This window comes from Streptomyces sp. NPDC046122 (assembly GCF_056429965.1).
On the sequence record NZ_JBWKLQ010000006.1, the window covers coordinates 299,732 to 317,304 of the forward strand.

The 17,573-nt window shown below is 71.3% G+C and carries 19 protein-coding genes; 6 read left to right on the forward strand and 13 right to left on the reverse strand.

Translation table 11 applies throughout. The annotated features are described in order from the left end of the window. Positions 1-103: 103 nt before the first annotated feature. Positions 104-1,696, forward strand: coding sequence for a CocE/NonD family hydrolase (locus AC07FK_RS19430; protein WP_479106199.1), 1,593 nt, complete (start codon positions 104-106; stop codon positions 1,694-1,696). Positions 1,697-2,042: 346 nt separating this feature from the next. Here the strand turns inward: AC07FK_RS19430 and AC07FK_RS19435 are convergent, their stop codons facing one another. The 11 genes from AC07FK_RS19435 to AC07FK_RS19485 all read right to left on the reverse strand — a co-directional run bounded on the left by AC07FK_RS19435 (position 2,043) and on the right by AC07FK_RS19485 (position 12,165). After that, positions 2,043-2,495 carry a DUF6278 family protein gene (locus tag AC07FK_RS19435; protein ID WP_479106123.1) on the reverse strand — a complete coding sequence of 151 codons (453 nt, stop codon included), beginning with the start codon at positions 2,493-2,495 and terminating at the stop codon, positions 2,043-2,045. A 71-nt stretch (positions 2,496-2,566) separates the two neighbouring features. Next, entirely contained in the window at positions 2,567-3,346 is a 780-nt protein-coding gene (locus AC07FK_RS19440; protein WP_479106124.1) for an exodeoxyribonuclease III, read from the reverse strand. Positions 3,347-3,388: 42 nt separating this feature from the next. Further along, entirely contained in the window at positions 3,389-4,006 is a 618-nt protein-coding gene (locus AC07FK_RS19445) for an MBL fold metallo-hydrolase (protein WP_479106200.1), read from the reverse strand. A 42-nt stretch (positions 4,007-4,048) separates the two neighbouring features. After that, positions 4,049-5,377 (reverse strand): bifunctional 3-oxoadipate enol-lactonase/4-carboxymuconolactone decarboxylase PcaDC, encoded by a 1,329-nt coding sequence (pcaDC, locus tag AC07FK_RS19450; protein WP_479106201.1) that lies wholly within the window; start codon positions 5,375-5,377, stop codon positions 4,049-4,051. Positions 5,378-5,431: 54 nt separating this feature from the next. Then, positions 5,432-6,013: a hypothetical protein gene (locus tag AC07FK_RS19455; RefSeq protein ID WP_479106125.1), complete on the reverse strand. Its 582-nt coding sequence runs from the start codon at positions 6,011-6,013 to the stop codon at positions 5,432-5,434. Next, a complete protein-coding gene (locus AC07FK_RS19460) occupies positions 6,013-7,161 on the reverse strand; it encodes an ROK family glucokinase (RefSeq protein ID WP_479106126.1) in 1,149 nt (382 codons plus the stop codon). The genes AC07FK_RS19455 and AC07FK_RS19460 overlap by 1 nt, the downstream gene beginning before the upstream one ends. 220 nt (positions 7,162-7,381) lie before the next feature. Next, complete coding sequence (locus AC07FK_RS19465) at positions 7,382-8,197, reverse strand: ATP-binding cassette domain-containing protein (RefSeq protein ID WP_479106127.1); 816 nt, start codon at positions 8,195-8,197, stop codon at positions 7,382-7,384. Beyond that, positions 8,164-9,231 (reverse strand): ABC transporter permease, encoded by a 1,068-nt coding sequence (locus AC07FK_RS19470; RefSeq protein WP_479106128.1) that lies wholly within the window; start codon positions 9,229-9,231, stop codon positions 8,164-8,166. The genes AC07FK_RS19465 and AC07FK_RS19470 overlap by 34 nt, the downstream gene beginning before the upstream one ends. Further along, positions 9,228-10,241, reverse strand: coding sequence for a sugar ABC transporter substrate-binding protein (locus tag AC07FK_RS19475; RefSeq protein WP_479106129.1), 1,014 nt, complete (start codon positions 10,239-10,241; stop codon positions 9,228-9,230). The genes AC07FK_RS19470 and AC07FK_RS19475 overlap by 4 nt, the downstream gene beginning before the upstream one ends. A 95-nt stretch (positions 10,242-10,336) precedes the next feature. Next, the gene (locus tag AC07FK_RS19480) at positions 10,337-11,335 is read right to left on the reverse strand and encodes a sugar ABC transporter substrate-binding protein (protein ID WP_479106130.1); all 999 of its coding nucleotides are present in this window, start codon (positions 11,333-11,335) and stop codon (positions 10,337-10,339) included. A gap of 110 nt (positions 11,336-11,445) precedes the next feature. Continuing rightward, positions 11,446-12,165, reverse strand: coding sequence for a GntR family transcriptional regulator (locus AC07FK_RS19485; RefSeq protein ID WP_479106202.1), 720 nt, complete (start codon positions 12,163-12,165; stop codon positions 11,446-11,448). Positions 12,166-12,311: 146 nt separating this feature from the next. On the opposite strand from AC07FK_RS19485, the gene AC07FK_RS19490 reads away from it, so the two are divergent. From AC07FK_RS19490 to AC07FK_RS19510, 5 genes are all read left to right on the forward strand, one after another. Further along, a complete protein-coding gene (locus AC07FK_RS19490) occupies positions 12,312-13,316 on the forward strand; it encodes a Gfo/Idh/MocA family protein (RefSeq protein WP_479106131.1) in 1,005 nt (334 codons plus the stop codon). Beyond that, a complete protein-coding gene (locus AC07FK_RS19495; protein WP_479106132.1) occupies positions 13,313-14,149 on the forward strand; it encodes an alpha/beta fold hydrolase in 837 nt (278 codons plus the stop codon). Before AC07FK_RS19490 ends, AC07FK_RS19495 begins: the two co-directional genes overlap by 4 nt. A gap of 136 nt (positions 14,150-14,285) precedes the next feature. Beyond that, the gene (locus AC07FK_RS19500; protein WP_479106133.1) at positions 14,286-14,714 is read left to right on the forward strand and encodes a hypothetical protein; all 429 of its coding nucleotides are present in this window, start codon (positions 14,286-14,288) and stop codon (positions 14,712-14,714) included. Beyond that, complete coding sequence (locus AC07FK_RS19505) at positions 14,708-14,944, forward strand: helix-turn-helix transcriptional regulator (RefSeq protein WP_479106134.1); 237 nt, start codon at positions 14,708-14,710, stop codon at positions 14,942-14,944. Before AC07FK_RS19500 ends, AC07FK_RS19505 begins: the two co-directional genes overlap by 7 nt. Next, positions 14,941-15,960, forward strand: coding sequence for an NAD(P)-dependent alcohol dehydrogenase (locus AC07FK_RS19510; RefSeq protein WP_479106135.1), 1,020 nt, complete (start codon positions 14,941-14,943; stop codon positions 15,958-15,960). The genes AC07FK_RS19505 and AC07FK_RS19510 overlap by 4 nt, the downstream gene beginning before the upstream one ends. Here the strand turns inward: AC07FK_RS19510 and AC07FK_RS19515 are convergent. Together AC07FK_RS19515 and AC07FK_RS19520 are read right to left on the reverse strand one after the other, a co-directional pair. Then, on the reverse strand, positions 15,947-16,357 hold the full coding sequence (locus tag AC07FK_RS19515; RefSeq protein ID WP_479106136.1) for a PaaI family thioesterase: 411 nt from the start codon (positions 16,355-16,357) through the stop codon (positions 15,947-15,949). The genes AC07FK_RS19510 and AC07FK_RS19515 overlap by 14 nt on opposite strands. 5 nt (positions 16,358-16,362) lie before the next feature. Next, complete coding sequence (locus AC07FK_RS19520; RefSeq protein ID WP_479106137.1) at positions 16,363-17,559, reverse strand: cytochrome P450 family protein; 1,197 nt, start codon at positions 17,557-17,559, stop codon at positions 16,363-16,365. Positions 17,560-17,573 lie beyond the last annotated feature (14 nt).

Genomic DNA, 17,573 nt, shown 5'->3' on the forward strand with positions numbered 1-17,573 from the left:
CCGACGTAACTTACCGGGGAGTTACCAACGGTAAGCGCTGGAGGTTACCGTCGGGTCACTTTGCACTGACACGAGTGAGGAGTGACCCGTGAGACACCCCCACATGTCCCTGCGCGGTACTACGGCCGGCGCCGCCACCGCCGCCGTACTGCTCGCCGGGACCGCCACAGGCGTGGCTCCCACGGCCCTGGCCGCCGAACCCGCCCAGCCCTCCGCGGCCACGGCCGACGCTCTCCCCGGCGTACGGTTCGTGGACATCGCCGGAGACGGCGGCACCGTACTCAAGGCCAACGTCTTCACCCCGGCCGGCGCCGACGGCAGCCGCACCTACCCGGTGATCGTCCTGCCGACCAGCTGGGCCATGCCGCAGATCGAGTACGTCGCCCAGGCCAAGAAGCTCGCCGACTCCGGCTACGTCGTGGTCAGTTACAACTCGCGCGGCTTCTGGCAGTCCGGCGGCGAGATCGAGGTCGCCGGCCCGCCGGACGTCGCCGACGCCTCCAAGGTCGTCGACTGGGCGCTCGCCAACACCCCCGCCGACCCCGCCAGGGTGGGCATGGCGGGCGTGTCGTACGGCGCGGGCATCAGCCTTCTCGCCGCCGCGCACGACAAGCGGATCAAAGCGGTTGTCGCCCTGAGCGGCTGGGCCGACCTCATCGAGTCCATCTACAGCGGCCGTACGCAGCACCAGCAGGCCGCCGGACTGCTCAGCGGCGCCGGGTACCTCACCGGCAGGCCGAGCGCCGAACTCCAGCAGACCATGAAGGACTTCCTCGGCTCCAACCTGGACAAGGAGCAGGACATGATCGAGTGGGGGCGCAAGCGCTCCCCCGCCGCCTACCTCGACCGGATCAACGAGAACGGCTCGGCGATCATGCTGGGCAACGCGTGGGGCGACACCATCTTCCCGCCCAACCAGTACGCGGACTTCTACGAGAAGCTCACCGGCCCCAAGCGCCTGGAGCTGCGCCCCGGCGACCACGCCACTTCCGAGGCCACCGGCCTGCTCGGCCTCCCGAACGACGTGTGGACGAACGCGCAGCGCTGGTTCGACCACCACCTCAACGGCGCGGCGAACGGCGTCGACGGCGAGCAGCCGGTCCAGCTCAAGTCCCGCTCCACCGGGGCGTACGAGGGCTACCCGGACTGGAAGTCGGTCGGCGCCACCCAGCGGAAGATCGCCATGGGAGGCAGCAGGACCATTCACGCGAACGTCGACTCGGGGGCCAACGGCGGGACCGTCCTGCTGTCCAACGCCCTCGACCAGTTCCTGAAGCTGCCCCCGATGGCGTCCGTACCGCTGCTGCCGCGCACCTACGCGTCGGTCTGGCAGTCGGAGCGGTACGCCGAGACGCAGCGCGTGCGCGGCACCGCCCGGATCCACACCACGGTCTCCAGCACCAAGGAGAGCGGCACCCTCGTCGCATACCTCTACGACGTGGGCCCGCTCGGCCTCGGCAAGCTGGTCAGCAACGCGCCGTACACCTTCCACGGCCGGACGCCGGGCAAGCCGTTCGCCGTCGACCTGGAGCTGTTCTCCACCGCCTACGACGTCCCGGCCGGCCACCGGCTCGCGCTGGTGATCGACACCGTCGACCCGCTCTACATCGAACACAACCCGTCCGGCGCGCAGCTGACCTTCTCGTCGCCCGAGTCCGACCCGTCCTACGTGTCGGTCCCACTGCGCGACAAGTGATCTCCGGCTGCTGCCGGGCAGGCATGCCCTTGCAGATCCAACGCACGCCCGGCAGCAGCATGCACGTCCCGACGCAGGTCGGTGAGCTCACCGCACTACGGGGATGAACGGCAAAGCGTAGTCGAGATTCGACGCGAGCGGTCTGCCGGCGTGGAGGCACTCCTCATGGGTGCACGTTGCCGTAGTGCTTGTTGACGTCACGCAGCTCGATCAACGGATCGACCGCCATACGCAGCCCTACCCACTCTCAGCTGTGTCGGGGTCAGCGCAAAGTATCCAGCCGCACGAGGGACTTCGCACAGGACACGCTCGCACGGGCCACAAGGCGCCCTAAAGAGTTCGGCGCTCAGAGCTCGGAGACCTCGGCGTACACCTGGGACAGCTCGGGCGCCCCGTTGACCGCCCAGTCGAGACCGAACTCGACCACGTTGATCTCGCGGCCGGAGGCCAGCCGGAGAACCGGCTGGCCGCTGGGCCACAGCTGCCAGGCGGCCCCCGGCACCGTGCGGACGATCACGGTCCCGAGGTAGAGGCCCGCGTCGTTGCCCAGCCAGGGCAGCTCCTCGGGGTCGTCCCGCCAGAGCGGGGTCAGCTGGTCGAGAGCCTCCAACGAGGCCGGGGAGTCGTCCAGTTCGAGACCCGCATCCCCTGCCCGGACACGCAACAGCTCGCACTCGGCGAGCAGTTCGGCCAGACCTTCCGTGTCGCTGTCTCCGCCGGCGCCGGGTCCGAGGACCGCCGTACCGCGCGCCGTGTCACGGCGCTTGAGCCAGTTGTCCAGGAAAGGGATGTTCTTCATATCGCTCAGCCTCGCATTCGTCCCGCCATGTTCACCACAGGCGCGCGGAGACCAGTGCCCGCCCGCGCCGGTCAGACGTCGAGATCCACGACGACCGGTGCGTGGTCCGACGCGCCCTTGCCCTTGCGCTCCTCACGGTCGACGTAGCTGTCCTTGACCGCCGTGGCGAAGGGGGCGTTGCCGTAGACCAGGTCGATGCGCATGCCCTTGTTCTTCGGGAAGCCCAGCAGGCGGTAGTCCCAGTAGGTGTACGGACGGTCGTACTTGAGCGGGCGCGGCACCACGTCGGAGAGCCCGGTGTCGCGCAGCGCGGCGAGCGCCGCCCGCTCGGCCGGGGTGACGTGGGTGGACTCCACGAACAGCGAGGGGTCCCAGACGTCCTCGTCGGTCGGGGCGATGTTGAAGTCGCCGAGGACCGCGAAGGGCCGCTCGCCCGCGGCGTCGTCGGCCACGGCCTTCTGGAGCGCCTCCAGCCAGCGCAGCTTGTAGGCGTAGTGGTCGTGGGCGACCTCGCGGCCGTTCGGTACGTACACCGACCAGACGCGGACCGGGCCGCAGGTCGCGGAGATCGCCCGCGGCTCCTGCACGCCTTCGTAGTCGGGCCCGCCGGGGAGGCCCACGACGACGTCCTCGAGGCCGGCCTTGGAGATCACGGCCACGCCGTTCCAGCGGCCCGTGGCGTTGACCGCGCACTCGTAGCCGAGCTCGCGCAGCTCCGCGGCCGGGAAGCCCTCGGAGGTGGTCTTGGCCTCCTGGAGGCACAGCACGTCGGTGCCGGTGCTCTCCAGCCACGCCAGCAGGCGGGGCAGCCGGGCGGTGATCGAGTTGACGTTCCAAGTGGCGATACGCATGTGATACAGCCTATCGGCGGGGTCCGACACCGGGAGTCCGGCTCAGAGCTCGGTGGAGTCTCCGGGCGTCAGCCGGCCGTGGTCCGTGCCGCCCAGCCCGCCGATCTGGCGGTCGTAGATCGGCCGGGCGAGGTCGGTCAGCAGGGCGTCGTGGATGTCGATGGCGCGCCGCGGTTTCACCTCACGCACGTAGTCGATGACCTCGGAGATCTTCGACCACGGGGCCATCACCGGCAGCATCAGCGTCTCGACGGGCTGCCCGGGGACGGTGAGCGCGTCGCCCGGGTGGAAGACGGAACCGTCCACGAGGTAGCCGACGTTGGTGATCCGCGGGATGTCCGGGTGGATCACGGCGTGCAGCTCGCCGTGGACCTGCACGTCGAAGCCGGCCGCCGAGAAGGCGTCGCCGTGGCCGACGGTGTGCACCCGGCCGGGGAAGGCCGCGGAGAGCTGGTCGGCGACGCTGCGCAGCGTCCAGATCTCGGCGGCCGGGTTGGCCTCCAGACCGGCCCGCAGCCGGTCCTCGGCGAAGTGGTCGGGGTGCTCGTGCGTCACCAGGACGGCGTCGGCGCCGACCGCCGCGTCCTCCTCGCTGAAGTTGCCGGGGTCGATGACGAGCGTCCGCCCGTCCTTCTCCAGCCGGACGCAGGCATGGGACATCTTCGTCAGCTTCACAGGCACATCCTCCTTGCCGTCCTGCCGTTACGCCTGCGGAGTCGTCTCCTCCTGAATGACAGCCCGGGCCACCTTGAAGGCCGCGTTCGCCGCGGGGACGCCGCAGTAGACGGCCGTCTGGATCAGCACTTCCTTGATCTCGGCCGGGGTCAGGCCGTTGCGCAGCGCGGCCCTGGTGTGGAAGGCCAGCTCGTCCAGGTGGCCGCCGGCGACCAGCGCGGTCAGGGTGACGCAGCTGCGCGTACGCCGGTCGAGTCCCTCCCGCGTCCACACCTCACCCCACGCGTACCGGGTGATCAGCTCCTGGAAGTCGCCGGTGAAGGCGTCGGCGTCGCCGAGGGCGCGGTCCACGTGGGCGTCGCCCAGGACCTCCCTGCGGACCTTGAGCCCGGCCTCGTACGGATCGGGGCGGCCGCCCTGCTCCGGTACGGCGACGGGCTGCGCCGCCGCGCCGATCTCGCCCACCGGGCTGATGGGCGCGGAGATCGCCGGCATCACCGGCGGGGCCTGGATCGCCTGCATCCCGGTCGTCGAGGCGGGCGCGGCCTGCCAGGCGGTGGAGAAGTGGCGTACGAGCAGGTCCGTGACGGCGGCGGGCTGCTCGACGGGGGCCAGGTGCGAGGCGCCGGGGACCAGCGCGAGACGGGCGTCCGGGATGCCGGCGACCAGGGTCCTGGCCTCGGCGGGCCCGGTGACCTGGTCCTCCGAGCCGACCAGGACGAGCGTGGGTACGCCTATGCGGCGCAGGTCGACGCGGATGTCGAAGGCGGCCAGCGCCTCGCAGGCGGCGATGTAGCAGCCGGGGTCGGTGGTGCGGACCATCTGCACGGCCCACTCCACGATCGCGGGCTGGGCGGCGGCGAACCCGTGCGTGAACCAGCGGGCGGGCGCGGAGGCCGCCATCGGCTCCAGGCCGTTCGTCCGTACGATCACCCCGCGCTGGCGGAACTCGTCGGCCGTGCCGAACCGGGGCGACGCGGCGACCAGGGCCAGCGAGGCGACCCGCTCCGGGTGGCGCAGCGCCAGTTCGGCGCCGATCGCGCCGCCGATGGAGCAGCCGGCGTAACCGAAGCGCTGCACGCCCAGGCTGTCGAGGGTCGCCAGCAGGCGCTCGGCGAGTTCGTTGACGGAGCTCGCGGGGTGCGCGGGAGCGCCGCCGTGACCCGGCAGGTCGAACCGGAAGACGCGCCACTGACGGGTCAGGTCCGGTATCTGCCGGTCCCACATGTGCCAGGTGGTGCCCAGCGAAGGGCCGAGGATCAGGACCGGGGCGTCCTCGGGGCCGTCGAACCGGTACTGCAGGGGCTGCAGGGTCTGCGGGGGCTTCTGTTCGGTCTGGTCGCTCACTCGCTCCAGGTTAGCGATCCGCTGGGCGGGCCCGCCCCACGGGGGTCGGCGGGCGCCGGTGGATCAGGGGGTGGCGGTGGAGACGATGTAGACGAACGGGTGCGCCGGGTCGGTGTCGTCGACGGTGATGTCGACGGTCGGCTGCGGGTTCTTCTGGTCGACCGTCGTGCCGTACCAGGTGCGGTCGGGGGCGAGGGTCCAGCCGGCGATCCCGGCGTCCCGGTCGCTGATGGTGATCCGCCCCTTCTTGAGGGCGGAGCGGTCGATGCCGAGGTCGTTGAGGAACCAGTCGAGGTCCGGCGGGATCGTCCGGAACTGGACGTACAGCCTGCTGGTCTTCCAGTTGTTGGTCTCGTAGTACGCCACCTCCGTGCCCGCGTTCGGTACGGGGACGTCGTAGATGCGGCGCGTCATACGGGACGGGAAGCCCGCGGTGAGGCCGGTGGCGGAGGCCACCTTCGCCTTGTCCTTGCCGCTGTCGCGGCTCTGCTCGGCGGAGATCAGCAGGTAGCCCGCCGGAACGCCGATGAGCAGCACGATGATGACCGCCGTCAGCCAGCGGCGGCGGATCATGTGGCGGCGGTCCTCGGCGGGCTTGCCCGCGTCGTCCGGCGACGGCGACGGGTGGGGAACGGACGGGGTCATTACTGGGGTCCCTGGGTGGTGGAGCGGATGGCCTGGGCGTAGCGCTCGTAGCGTTCGTAGCGCTCCAGACGGCGGCGGTTGGCGCGGCGGAAGCGGCGGGCGACGAGTCGGGCGAGGTCGGCGGCGCCGACCATGCCGGCCTCCGGGCCGAGCTGGGCCTTGGCGATACGGGCCTCGGGCCGGTAGCCGCGGCCGGTGAGGTGGCGCTTGAAGGCGTCGCGGGCCGGGCCGATGAGGAGGTCGTCGGCGGCGCTGACGCCGCCGCCGATGACGAAGCAGGAGGGGTCGAGAGCGGCGGCGAGGTTGGCGATGCCGACGCCGAGCCACTGGCCGATGTCCTGGAGCAGCTCGACGCACATGGCGTCGCCCTCGCGGGCCAGCTCGGTGATGAGCGGACCGGTGATCTCGGGAACGTTGCCCTTCACGCGGTCGATGATGTTGTACGCGACCGGGGAGTCGGCGGCGGCGAGCTCGCGGGCTTCGCGCACCAGCGCGTTGCCGGAGCTGTACTGCTCCCAGCAGCCGCGGTTGCCGCAGGGGCAGCGGTGGCCGCCGGGCACGACCTGCATGTGGCCGAACTCGCCCGCGACGCCGTACTTGCCACGCTTGACCTGGCCGTCCTCCAGGATCGCGCCGCCGATGCCGGTGCCGAGCGTGATCATGACGAGATGGTCCTCGCCGCGTCCGGCGCCGAAGCGCCACTCCGCCCAGGCGGCGGTGTTGGCGTCGTTGTCGACCAGGACGGGGACCGCGAGACGGGCCGACACGGCGTCCCGCAGGGGTTCGTTGCGCCAGGCCAGGTGGGGGGCGAAGAGCACGGTGGAGCGGTCGGCGTCGACCCAGCCGGCCGCCCCGATGCCCACGGCGTGCACGTCGTGGCGGTCGGAGAGGTCGAGAACCAGCTCGACGATGGTGTCCTCGACGACCTTGGGACTCTTGGACTTGTCCGGCGTCTCAGTGCGGATCTTCTCCAGGATGACGCCGTCGGCGTCGACGACGCCGGCCATCACCTTCGTGCCGCCGATGTCGATCCCGACGGTGGGCACCCGGGGCGCGCTGAGGTGCGAGCGCCGCTCACGGGTGCCGACGGTCCGCAGGACGGTGGCGCGGGCGGAGCCGCGGTGCGCGAAGTCTCGGTACGTGCTCATGTCCCCTGCGGGGTCGTGGGGGCGGTGGCGGTCATTGGGCCGATTCTGCCATCCGGCGGGGCGGGGCGCGGAGCGACGGTGCGGGCGGGCGGTGCGGGGATGCCGCCGCGCGGGGCTTTCCCCGGCCCGCCCCTGCCCGGACCGGGGGCAGGCCCCCGGACCCCCCGGAACGGGCCGAGTTCTGCGACCGGGGCGGCGGAATCCGGGCCCCGCGCAGCCGCTACCGCTCCAGTTCGTGGCTGAGTTGGTCCAGCTCGCTGCCGCCCGCCATCTCGCGCGTCAGGTCGTCCAGGGTGATCTCGTCGCGGGTGTGGCTGCCGGACATCGCGCCGCGCTTGAGGAGGACGAAACGGTCGCCGACGAGGTACGCGTGGTGCGGGTTGTGCGTGATGAGGACAACACCGAGGCCCGCGTCGCGCGCGGCGGCCACGTACTTCAGCACGACGCCGGACTGCTTCACGCCGAGCGCGGCGGTCGGCTCGTCGAGGACCAGTACCTTCGCGCCGAAGTGGACGGCGCGGGCGATGGCCACGCACTGGCGCTCGCCGCCCGAGAGGGTGCCGATGGGCTGGTCGACGTCGCGCAGGTCGATGCCCATGCGCAGCAGCTCGGAGCGGGTGGTGCGGCGCATGAGGTCGGCGTCGAGGCGCTTGAAGGGGCCCGCGCCCTTCGTCGGCTCGGAGCCGAGGAAGAAGTTCCGCCAGACCGGCATCAGCGGTACGACGGCGAGGTCCTGGTAGACGGTCGCGATGCCCCGGTCCAGGGCGTCGCGCGGATTCGCGAGGCGGGTCTCCTCGCCCTCGATCGAGAACGTGCCCGCGTCGTGCTGGTGCAGACCGGCGACGATCTTGATGAGGGTGGACTTGCCGGCGCCGTTGTCGCCCAGTACGCAACTGATCTCGCCCGCGTGCACTTCGAGGGAGACGCCCTCCAGGGCCTTGATGTTGCCGTAGAACTTGCTGACGTCGCGCAGCTCGACCAGCGGGGTCGTGGACTTGGGGGTCACCGGGTCGCCTCCGCGCGCTTGCGTACCCATGCGTTGAGCAGGGTGGCCAGAAGGAGCATCGCTCCCAGGAAGAATTTGAACCAGTCGGGGTCCCACTCCGCGTACACGATGCCCTTGCTGGTCATGCCGAAGATGAACGCACCGACGGCGGAGCCGATCGCCGAGCCGTAACCGCCGGTGATCAGGCACCCGCCGATGACGGCGGCGATGATGTAGATCAGTTCGTTGCCGACGCCCTCGCCGGACTGCACGACGTCGAACGAGAAGAGCAGGTGCTGGCCGGAGATCCAGGCGCCGACGGACACGCCCATGTAGAGCCCGATGCGGGTCTTGTTGACCGGGACACCGACCGCGCGGGCCGCCTGGGTCTCGCCGCCGACGGCGAAGATCCAGTTGCCGGCGCGGGTGCGCAGCAGGATCCAGGTCGCGACGGCCACCAGGGCGAGCCACCACAGGACGGTGACCTTGAGGTTCACGCCGCCGACCGTGACCTGCGAGGCGAAGAGCGCCTTGGCTGAGTCGAAGCCCTCCATGTCGGCGATGCTCTTCGTCGACACCGTGCCGCTGATCATCTTGGTGAGGCCCAGGTTCAGGCCGGTCAGCATCAGGAACGTGCCGAGCGTGATGATGAAGCTGGGCAGCTTCGTTCGGGTGAGCATGACGCCGTTGAACACGCCGACGGCCAGTGTCACCAGGAGCGAGACGAGGACGCCGACCCAGATGTTGGCCGTCATCTGGTAGCTGAACATCGAGGAGACCAGTGCGGAGCTGGTCACCAGCACTCCGGCCGACAGGTCGAACTCGCCGCCGATCATCAGCAGTGCCACGGGCACGGCCATGATGCCGATCACGGACGCCGCGTACAGGACGGTGCCGAAGCTGGACGCGCGCAGGAAGCCGTCCGCGGCGATCGCGAAGAAGAGGAAGACGGCGACGGCGCCGACGACCGAGCCGAGCTCGGGGCGGCCGAGGAGCCGGCGCAGCGGTGACGTCCTCAGCAGCCGTTCGTCGGCGGACGCCTTGCCGCCGGGGGCCGGCGCCTGCGCCGGTGCGGTCGCGGTCATCGGGTCCCCCGCTTCGTGTACGCCTCCAGTTCGGCGGCGTCCTTCTTGGTGACGATCTGCGGCCCGGTGAGGACGGGCTTTCCGCCGCCGAGGACGTCGGAGTTGTACTTGTGGAGCCACAGCAGGTCGACGGCTTCGTACCCCTGGAGGTAGGGCTGCTGGTCGACGGCGAAACCGAGCGTGTCGTTGCGGAGCGCGGCGGCGACCTGGGCGTTGAGGTCGAAGGTGTCGATCTCCGCCTTGCTGCCGGCCTGCTCCTTGGCCTTGACGGCGGCGTCCGCGAAGGGCGCGCCGAGGGTCACGACGGCGTCGATGTCCTGGTCCGTCTGGAGCTTCGCCTCGATGGACGCCTGTACGTCCGGCATGTTCGTGCCGTCGACGTACAGGTTCTGCATCTCGCCGTCGAAGGTCTCCTTCGCCCCGGCGCAGCGCTGCTCGTGGCCGACGTTGCCCTGCTCGTGCAGGACGCACAGCGCCTTCTTCTTCCCCCGCTCGCCCAGCTCCTCGCCGACGGCCTCGCCGGCGATCGTCTCGTCCTGCCCGATGTGGGTGAGCGCCCCGAACTCCGCGGACTCGGCGGAGCCGGAGTTGACGGTGATCACCGGGATGCCGGCCTTGGTGGCCTTGGCGACGACGGCCTTCATGGCGTCGGGCTTGGCCAGGGTGACGATGAGCCCGTCGACCTTCTTGTCGATGTACGAGTCGACGAGCTGGGCCTGCTGCTGGCCCTCGTCGCTGTGGGCGTACAGGAACTTGATGTTGTCCTTGGCGGCGGCCTGCTTCGCGCCGCTCTGCACGATGTCCCAGAAGGTGTCGCCGTCGCCCGAGTGGGTGACCATGCCGACGGTCCAGCGGGGTGTGCTCACCGCGGCCCGTCCCTGCGCGGCGGCCTGTTCGGCCCGCTCCTCGGCGCGCTTGCCACCCGTGCTGCTGCACCCCGCGAGGGAAGCTCCGAGCACCGCCGCCAGCACCGCGCCCAGCGCGCGTACCCCTGTCCGAACCCTTGCCACGACGCCGTGCCCTTCTCGTACTCCTCGGTGCGGCCGGGGATCACGCAGACCGTCCCCGGCCGACCAAGTATCGGTTACGGGTGTTCGCACCGTATTCACCGGGTTCCGCGGGCCGTGTACGTCTCCAGGGCCGGCACGTCCTTCTCCGTGACCAGCGCCGGTCCCGTCAGAACGGGCTTTCCGCCGCCGAGGACGTTGCCGTTGGTCTTGTGGAGCCACAGTTCGTCGACGGCGAGGTAGCCCTGGAGGTACGGCTGCTGGTCGACGGCGAAGCCGATCTCCTTGGCCTTGAGCCGCCGGACCACCTCGGCGTTGAGGTCGAAGGTGTCGACCTCGGCGTCGCTTCCGGCGCCGGCTTTGGCCTTGACGGTGGCGGCGGCGAAGGGCGCGCCGAGGGTGACCACGGCGTCGATGTCCTTGGCGGTCTGGAGCTTCGCCTCGATGGAGGAGGTGGTCGCGGGCATGCTGGTGCCTTCGACGTTCAGGTTCTCGACCGTGCCGCGGAACGTCTTCCTCACGCCCGCGCAGCGCGCCTCGAGCGAGACGTTGCCCTGTTCGTGGATCACGCAGAGCACCTTCTTCCTGCCCCGCTTGTCGAGCTCCTCGCCGACGGCCTCGCCGGCGACGGACTCCTCCTGGCCGATGTGGCTGAGCGCGCCGGCCGCCCGGGAGTGTTCGCCGCCCGAGTTGATCGTGACGACGGGGATGCCGGCCGCGACGGCCTTCTCGACGGACGCCCTGACCGCTTCGGGTTTGGCGAGGGTGACCACGAGGCCGTCGACCTTCTTGGCGACGTACGAGTCGATGAGCTGCGCCTGCTCCTTGCCCTCCTTGTCGGCGGCGTACAGGAACTCGACGTTGTCCTTGGCGGCGGCCTGCTTCGCGCCGCTCTGCACGATGTCCCAGAAGGTGTCGCCCTCCCCGGAGTGCGTCACCATGGCGATCTTCAGACGTGGGGTGGAGACGGCCTTCCCGCCTCCACCGCTGTCGCCGTTCTTGTCCTCGGACTTCTTGCCGCCCTCGGAGCTGCACCCGGCCGTGAGGGCGAGCGCGCATGCGGCGAGGAGGGCTGCTGCCTTGCGAGGGGTACGCATCGTGGGTTCCGCCTTGTCTCCCGGCCGCCCCGTTGCGGCTGGAGGAGTTCTAGCGGCGTACGCGACACCCCGTCAAGACTTTGTCCGAACATTCTTACGCGGGTGGGGCCTCATGGTCTGACGAGCAGCTGGAACTCGAAGGCGTACCGCGAGGCCCGGTAGATGTGCGAGCCGAACTCGACCGCCCGCCCGGTGTCGTCGAACGTCGTCCGCTGCATCGTCAGCAACGGCGCCCCGACCGCCTCGGCGAGTTGCCGCGCCTCGTCGGGCCCGGCCGCCCGCGCGCCGACGGACTGGCGCGCGCTGTGCAGCGTGATGCCGGCGGCGCGCATCATCCGGTACAGGCCGGTGGCTTCGAGGTGCTCGGTGTCGAGGGGCAGCAGCCCGGTGGGCAGGTGGTTGCGCAGGACGGCCATGGGCTCGTGGTGCGCGAGGCGCAGCCGCTCCACCAGGTGCACGTCGCTGCCCTCCGCCACGCCGAGCGCCGCCGCGACCTCGGCGGTCGCCGGTTCGAGGGTGTTGCGCAGGACCGAGGTGGCGGGGAGCTGGCCGGCGGCTTCGAGGTCGTCGTACAGGCTGCTCAGTTCGAGCGGGCGCTTGACCTGGCTGTGCACGACCTGGGTGCCGACACCGCGGCGGCGGACCAGCAGGCCCTTGTCGACGAGCGACTGGATGGCCTGGCGGACGGTGGGGCGGGACAGGCCGAGCCGGCCCGCCAGTTCGATCTCGTTGCCGAGGAGGCTTCCCGGGGAGAGCCGGCCCTTCTCGATCGCCGCCTCCAGCTGCTGGGACAGCTGGAAGTACAGCGGGACCGGGCTGTTGCGGTCCACGCCGAGCTGGAGGGCGATGGTGGGGTCAGCGGCGGGTTTCGACACGCCCAAGAGCGTAACCCCAGGTAATGACTACTGGAAGTCCTGTAGTCAGGTTGTCAGGACATACCCTTGACAGGGCGGCGTGGACGGCCACACTTTGGGGCATGCGCATCGGACTCATCGGCACCGGCCGTATCGGTTCCTTCCACGCTGACGTGCTCAGCCGCCATCGCGAAGTGGGCGCCCTGCTCGTGGCGGACACCGATGCCGCGCGAGCCGCGTCGGTCGCCGCCCGGATCGGCGCCACCGCCGCCCCCTCGGTCGACGAGATCTTCGCCTGGGGTGTCGACGCCGTCGTCATCGCCTCCGCCACCTCGGCCCACGCGGAACTGATCGGCCGGGCGGCGCGCGCCGGTCTGCCGACCTTCTGCGAGAAGCCGATCGCCCTCGACCTGGCGGGGACGCTGGGCGCCCTGCGGGAGGTCGCGGCGGCGGGGACGGCCCTCCAGCTGGGCTTCATGCGCCGCTTCGACGCCGGGTACACCACGGCGCGCGAGCTCGTGCGCTCCGGCGCCCTCGGCCGGCTGCACACCGTACGGGCGGCGACCTCCGACCCCGCGCCGCCGCCCGCGGCGTATCTGCCGCTGTCCGGCGGGCTCTTCCGGGACTGCCTGGTCCACGACTTCGACATCCTGCGCTGGGTGACCGGCCGCGAGGTCGTCGAGGTGTACGCCGCCGGGTCCGACGCGGGGCCGCCGATGTTCCGCGAGGCGGGCGACGTGGACACCGCCGCGGCCGTGCTCACCCTCGACGACGGCACGCTGGCCACCGCGACCGCCACGCGCTGCAACGGCGCCGGTTACGACGTACGGATGGAACTGGCCGGCGAGCTGGACCAGGTGTCCGTCGGCCTCGACGACCGTACGCCGATCACCTCCACCGAGCCGAAGGGGCCGCCGGCCTGCCAGCGGCCGTGGCCCGGCTTCCTGGAGCGGTTCGCCCCGGCGTACGAGGCGGAGCTGGACGCGTTCGTACGGCTCGCGCTCGGCGAACGGGACAATCCCTGCGACGGCGGGGAGGCGCTGCACGCGCTGCGGATCGCGGAGGCGTGCGAGCTGTCCCGCAGGCAACGGCGGCCGGTGCGGATGGACGAGATCCCCGCGTCATGACGCTCAGGGCGGAGGACGGGGCGGCGCTCTGGACGCACAGATCCGGCGAGGGCGACCCGCTGATCCTGTGCCACGGCGGTCCGGGGCTGTGGGACACCTTCGACGACGTGACCCGGCTGCTCGTGGACCGGGGCTTCGCCGTCCACCGCTGGGACCAGCGCGGCTGCGGGCGCTCGGAGCGGCGGGGCCCGTACTCGGTGGCGCGGTCGGTGGCCGATCTCGACGCCGTGCGCAGGCACTTCGGGCTCGACGCGGTGACCCTCCTCGGCCACTCCTGGGGCGCGCGGCTGGCCCTGCACTACGCGCTCGCGCATCCCGAGCGGGTGACGCGGCTGGTGTACGTGTCGGGCACCGGCATCGGGCCCGACTCCGGGTGGCACCCGGAGTTCGTCGGCAACCTGCGTGCGGCGATCGGCGATCGGCTGCCCCGCTGGGAGGAACTGAAGTCCATGGAGCGGCGCACCGAGGCCGAGGAGCGGGAGATGTGCGTGCTCCAGTGGTCGGCGGACTTCGCCGGGCCGGACCGGGAACGGGCGCTGCGGCTGGCCGAACGGATGGCCACGCCGTGGTTCGGCGTGAACCGCACGTGCAACGCGGAGATCAACGCCGAGACCGCGACGATGAGCGAGCATCAACTGCACGCCGCCTGCGGTGGCTTGAAGATGCCGGTCGTCATCGTGGACGGCGAGCTGGACATCCGGCCGCGCGACGCCGTCGACTCGCTGGAGCAGTCCGTGCCCGACGTGGAGCGGGTGACGCTCGCGGGGGCGGGACACATGCCGTGGGCGGAGTCCCCCGCGGAGTTCGCCGACGCGGTCGCTCCGGCCCGCTGAGCGCCACCGGACGCGGTCGCCCCGGGCTGACCGCCGCCCCGCCCGTCCGGCGAAGTAAAGAACACTTGACTTCATGTCACGACTGCTTGACACTCCCCGGTGTCAGGTTTTCTTTACATGGGAGCGAGTGGGCAGCGTGGCATTCGAAGAGAAACGGGCCTGGAGCATGGTCCTGGTCACCGTGGCGTCGTACGCGGTGTACCTCGCCGTCGTCCTGGGCCGGCCGGCGGGCGGTTCCCTCGCCGAGAGGCCCTATGCGTCCGCGCTGCTGTGGACGGTCGGCGCGGCGATCGCCGCGTCGGTCGTGCTCCACACCGCGCTGGCGGCGTTCTCACCCGAGGACGCCGGCACCAGGGATCAGCGCGACCGGGAGATCCACCGGTTCGGCGAGCACGTCGGACAGTCGTTCGTCGTGATCGGCGGCGTGGCCGGACTCGCCCTCGCCATGGCCGGTGCCGACCAGTTCTGGATCGCCAACGCGATCTACCTGGCCTTCGTCCTGTCGGCGCTGCTCGGTTCGGCGACGAAGATCGTCTCGTACCGGCTGGGCTTCCACCCGTGGTGAAGCCGACCAGGGTCACCAACGCGATCCGAGCCCTGCGCTTCACCCACGGCGAGATGACGCAGGCCGAGCTCGCCGGCCGCATCGGCGTCTCCCGGCAGACCGTCATCGCCATCGAACAGGGCCGCTACTCCCCCTCTCTGGAGATGGCCTTCCAGATCGCCCAGGTGTTCGGGGTCCCGCTCGACGAAGTGTTCCAGTACCCGCAGAACAACCCGGGAGAGACTCCATGAAGGCCATGACCCAGGCCGCCTACGGCCCGCCGTCGGTACTGCGCCTCGAAGACGTACCCCGGCCGGTGCCGGCCGGCGGTGAAGTGCTCGTACGGATCGAGGCGGCCGGCGTCGACCCGGGCGTCTGGCACCTCATGGCAGGCATGCCGTACCTGATCCGCGCCATGGGATTCGGTCTGCGGGGGCCCAAGGACCGCGTCCGGGGCCAGGATCTCGCCGGGCGGGTGGAGGCCGTCGGCCCGGGCGTCACCCGCTTCGCGCCCGGCGACGAGGTGTACGGGACCTGTGACGGGTCGTTCGCCGAGTACGCGTGCGCCAAGGAGGAGAATCTCGCGCGCAAGCCGGCGAACCTCACCTTCGAACAGGCCGCCGCCGTCCCGGTGTCCGCCGTCACCGCCCTTCAGGCCGTACGCAACGCCGGACGGCTCAAGGCGGGACAGTCCGTCCTCGTCATCGGCGCGGGCGGCGGGACCGGCCACTTCGCCGTACAGCTCGCGAAGTCCTTCGGCGCCCGTGTCACCGGTGTCTGCTCCACCGCCAAGGCGGACCTGGTCCGCTCACTGGGGGCCGACGAGGTCATCGACTACACGCGCGAGGACGCCACCGACGGCGCCCGCCGCTACGACCTCGTCCTCGACACGGCCGGGAACCGGCCCCTGCCCGTGCTCCGCCGGGCGCTCGCCCCCAGCGGCACCCTCGTCATCGTCGGCGGCGAGGGCGGCGGCGACTGGATCGGCGGCAACGGCCGGCAGTTGCGGGCGCTGGCGCTGTCACCGTTCACCAGGCAGCGGCTCCGGGGGCTCGCTGTCATGAATCTGCACCACGACGACCTCAGGTTCCTCGCGGAGCTCATCGAGGCCGGCGAGGTCAGGCCGGTCGTCGACCGGACCTACCCGCTGGCCGATGTCCCCGAGGCCATCACGTACCTCATGGACGGCCATGTACGGGGCAAGGTCGTCGTCCGGATCCCCCGGCCGGCCGCGGGCCCGTGGACGGACCGCCCTACGGCGCCGTGAGCACCGTCCCCTGGGCGACCGCGCACAGCGTCTCGGCGCCCTCCCGGTCCACGGCGAAGAGGTCGCAGCGGCACACCGCCTGCCGCCGGCCGCCGTGGACCACGGTGGCGCGGGCGACCAGCGCCGTGCCGGTCGCGGGGCGTACGTACTGGATGGAGAAGCCGCCGGTGAGGACGGCGGGGCCGAGCGCCGACCCGCCCGCGAAGGTGAGGGCGTTGTCGGCGGCGTACGCCAGGACTCCGCCGTGCAGGAAGCCGTTCTGCTGGCGCAGTTCGTCGCGGATGTCCAGTTCGAGTACGGCGGCGCCGTCCCCGAACGCGGTGATCCGCGCGCCGAGCAGCCGGCTGAACGGCTGGCTGTCGAGGACCTTCTGGGCCGTGGCCAGGTCGAACCCCATCGCGCTCACCACCGCACCGGCAGACGCCGTACGCCCCGCATGAGCAGCCCGGGCAGCCAGGCCGGCGGTCCGCCGTCCGGAGCCGCCGCGAGGTCGGGGCAGCGTTCCAGGAGTGTGCGGACCGCGATACGCCCCTCCATGCGGGCCAGCGGCGCCCCCAGGCAGAAGTGCGGGCCGTGGCCGAAGGCGAGGTGCCCCGGCCCCTTGCCCCCGGCGGTGCGCCTGATGTCGAAGCGGTCCGGGTCGGGGAACCGGGCGGCGTCGCGGTCACCGGCGGCGAGCGACACCAGGACCGGATCGCCGGCCGGAATGACGAGGCCGCCGACCTCGAACGGCTCGCGGGCGAACCGGAAGGTGGCGTTCTCCACCGGCCCGTCGTAGCGCAGCATCTCTTCGACCGCACTGTCGAGCAGACCGGGGTCGGCGCGCAGTGCGGCCAGTTGTTCCGGGTGGGAGAGGAGGGCCCGTACTCCGTTGGAGATCAGGTTGACGGTCGTCTCGTGGCCGGCGATGAGCAGCAGGAAGGCCATGCCGATGAGTTCGTCGGCCGCGAGCCGGTCCCCGTCCTCGGCCTGCGTCCTGATCAGCGCGCTCAGCAGGTCGTCACCGGGCGCGGACGCGCGCTTGTCCTCGACGAGTTCGGCGAGGTAGGCCCCCATGGCCCGGACGGCCTCACCCTCCGCGTCGGCGCCCGTCGGCGCGACGATCTCGTTGGACCACGCGCGGAAGGAGGCCCGGTCCAGATCGGGGACGCCGAGGAGTTCGCAGATGACGGTCATGGGCAGCGGGAAGGCGAGCGCCTCGACGAGATCGGCCGAACGGCTCTCCCCGGACGTCATGGCGTCGAGCAGTTCGTCCGTGACGCGCTGGATCCGGGGGCGCAGCGCCTCGATCCGGCGGGGGGTGAACTCCCCCGCGACGAGCCTGCGCAGCCGTGTGTGATGGGGCGGGTCCGTCTCCAGCATGTTCGCGTTGAGCGGTTCGGCGGCCGCCTGCCACAGGGCGGAGGTCCGCCAGTCCTTGCTCAGACGCGGGTCGGCGAGCGCCCGGCGGGCCTCGTCGTGGCCGACTATCAGCCACACCCGGTCGACGTCGGCCGTCCGTATCAGGTGGGCGGGACCGGCCTCGCGCAGTTTCGCGTAGTACGGGTAGGGGTTCGCCGCCAACTCCTCGGCGTACCCACTGAGATCGACGATCGTCATGCTCCCCGTCCCTC

What these genes read in the sequence shown, in the direction of transcription:
- AC07FK_RS19430 (WP_479106199.1), top strand. Translation starts at nt 104, where the DNA reads ATGTCCCTGCGCGGTACTACGGCCGGCGCCGCCACCGCCGCCGTACTG.
- AC07FK_RS19435 (WP_479106123.1), bottom strand. Translation starts at nt 2,495, where the DNA reads ATGAAGAACATCCCTTTCCTGGACAACTGGCTCAAGCGCCGTGACACG.
- AC07FK_RS19440 (WP_479106124.1), bottom strand. Translation starts at nt 3,346, where the DNA reads ATGCGTATCGCCACTTGGAACGTCAACTCGATCACCGCCCGGCTGCCC.
- AC07FK_RS19445 (WP_479106200.1), bottom strand. Translation starts at nt 4,006, where the DNA reads ATGTCCCATGCCTGCGTCCGGCTGGAGAAGGACGGGCGGACGCTCGTC.
- AC07FK_RS19455 (WP_479106125.1), bottom strand. Translation starts at nt 6,013, where the DNA reads ATGACCCCGTCCGTTCCCCACCCGTCGCCGTCGCCGGACGACGCGGGC.
- AC07FK_RS19460 (WP_479106126.1), bottom strand. Translation starts at nt 7,161, where the DNA reads ATGAGCACGTACCGAGACTTCGCGCACCGCGGCTCCGCCCGCGCCACC.
- AC07FK_RS19465 (WP_479106127.1), bottom strand. Translation starts at nt 8,197, where the DNA reads ATGGGTACGCAAGCGCGCGGAGGCGACCCGGTGACCCCCAAGTCCACG.
- AC07FK_RS19470 (WP_479106128.1), bottom strand. Translation starts at nt 9,231, where the DNA reads ATGACCGCGACCGCACCGGCGCAGGCGCCGGCCCCCGGCGGCAAGGCG.
- AC07FK_RS19480 (WP_479106130.1), bottom strand. Translation starts at nt 11,335, where the DNA reads ATGCGTACCCCTCGCAAGGCAGCAGCCCTCCTCGCCGCATGCGCGCTC.
- AC07FK_RS19490 (WP_479106131.1), top strand. Translation starts at nt 12,312, where the DNA reads ATGCGCATCGGACTCATCGGCACCGGCCGTATCGGTTCCTTCCACGCT.
- AC07FK_RS19495 (WP_479106132.1), top strand. Translation starts at nt 13,313, where the DNA reads ATGACGCTCAGGGCGGAGGACGGGGCGGCGCTCTGGACGCACAGATCC.
- AC07FK_RS19510 (WP_479106135.1), top strand. Translation starts at nt 14,941, where the DNA reads ATGAAGGCCATGACCCAGGCCGCCTACGGCCCGCCGTCGGTACTGCGC.
- AC07FK_RS19515 (WP_479106136.1), bottom strand. Translation starts at nt 16,357, where the DNA reads ATGGGGTTCGACCTGGCCACGGCCCAGAAGGTCCTCGACAGCCAGCCG.
- AC07FK_RS19520 (WP_479106137.1), bottom strand. Translation starts at nt 17,559, where the DNA reads ATGACGATCGTCGATCTCAGTGGGTACGCCGAGGAGTTGGCGGCGAAC.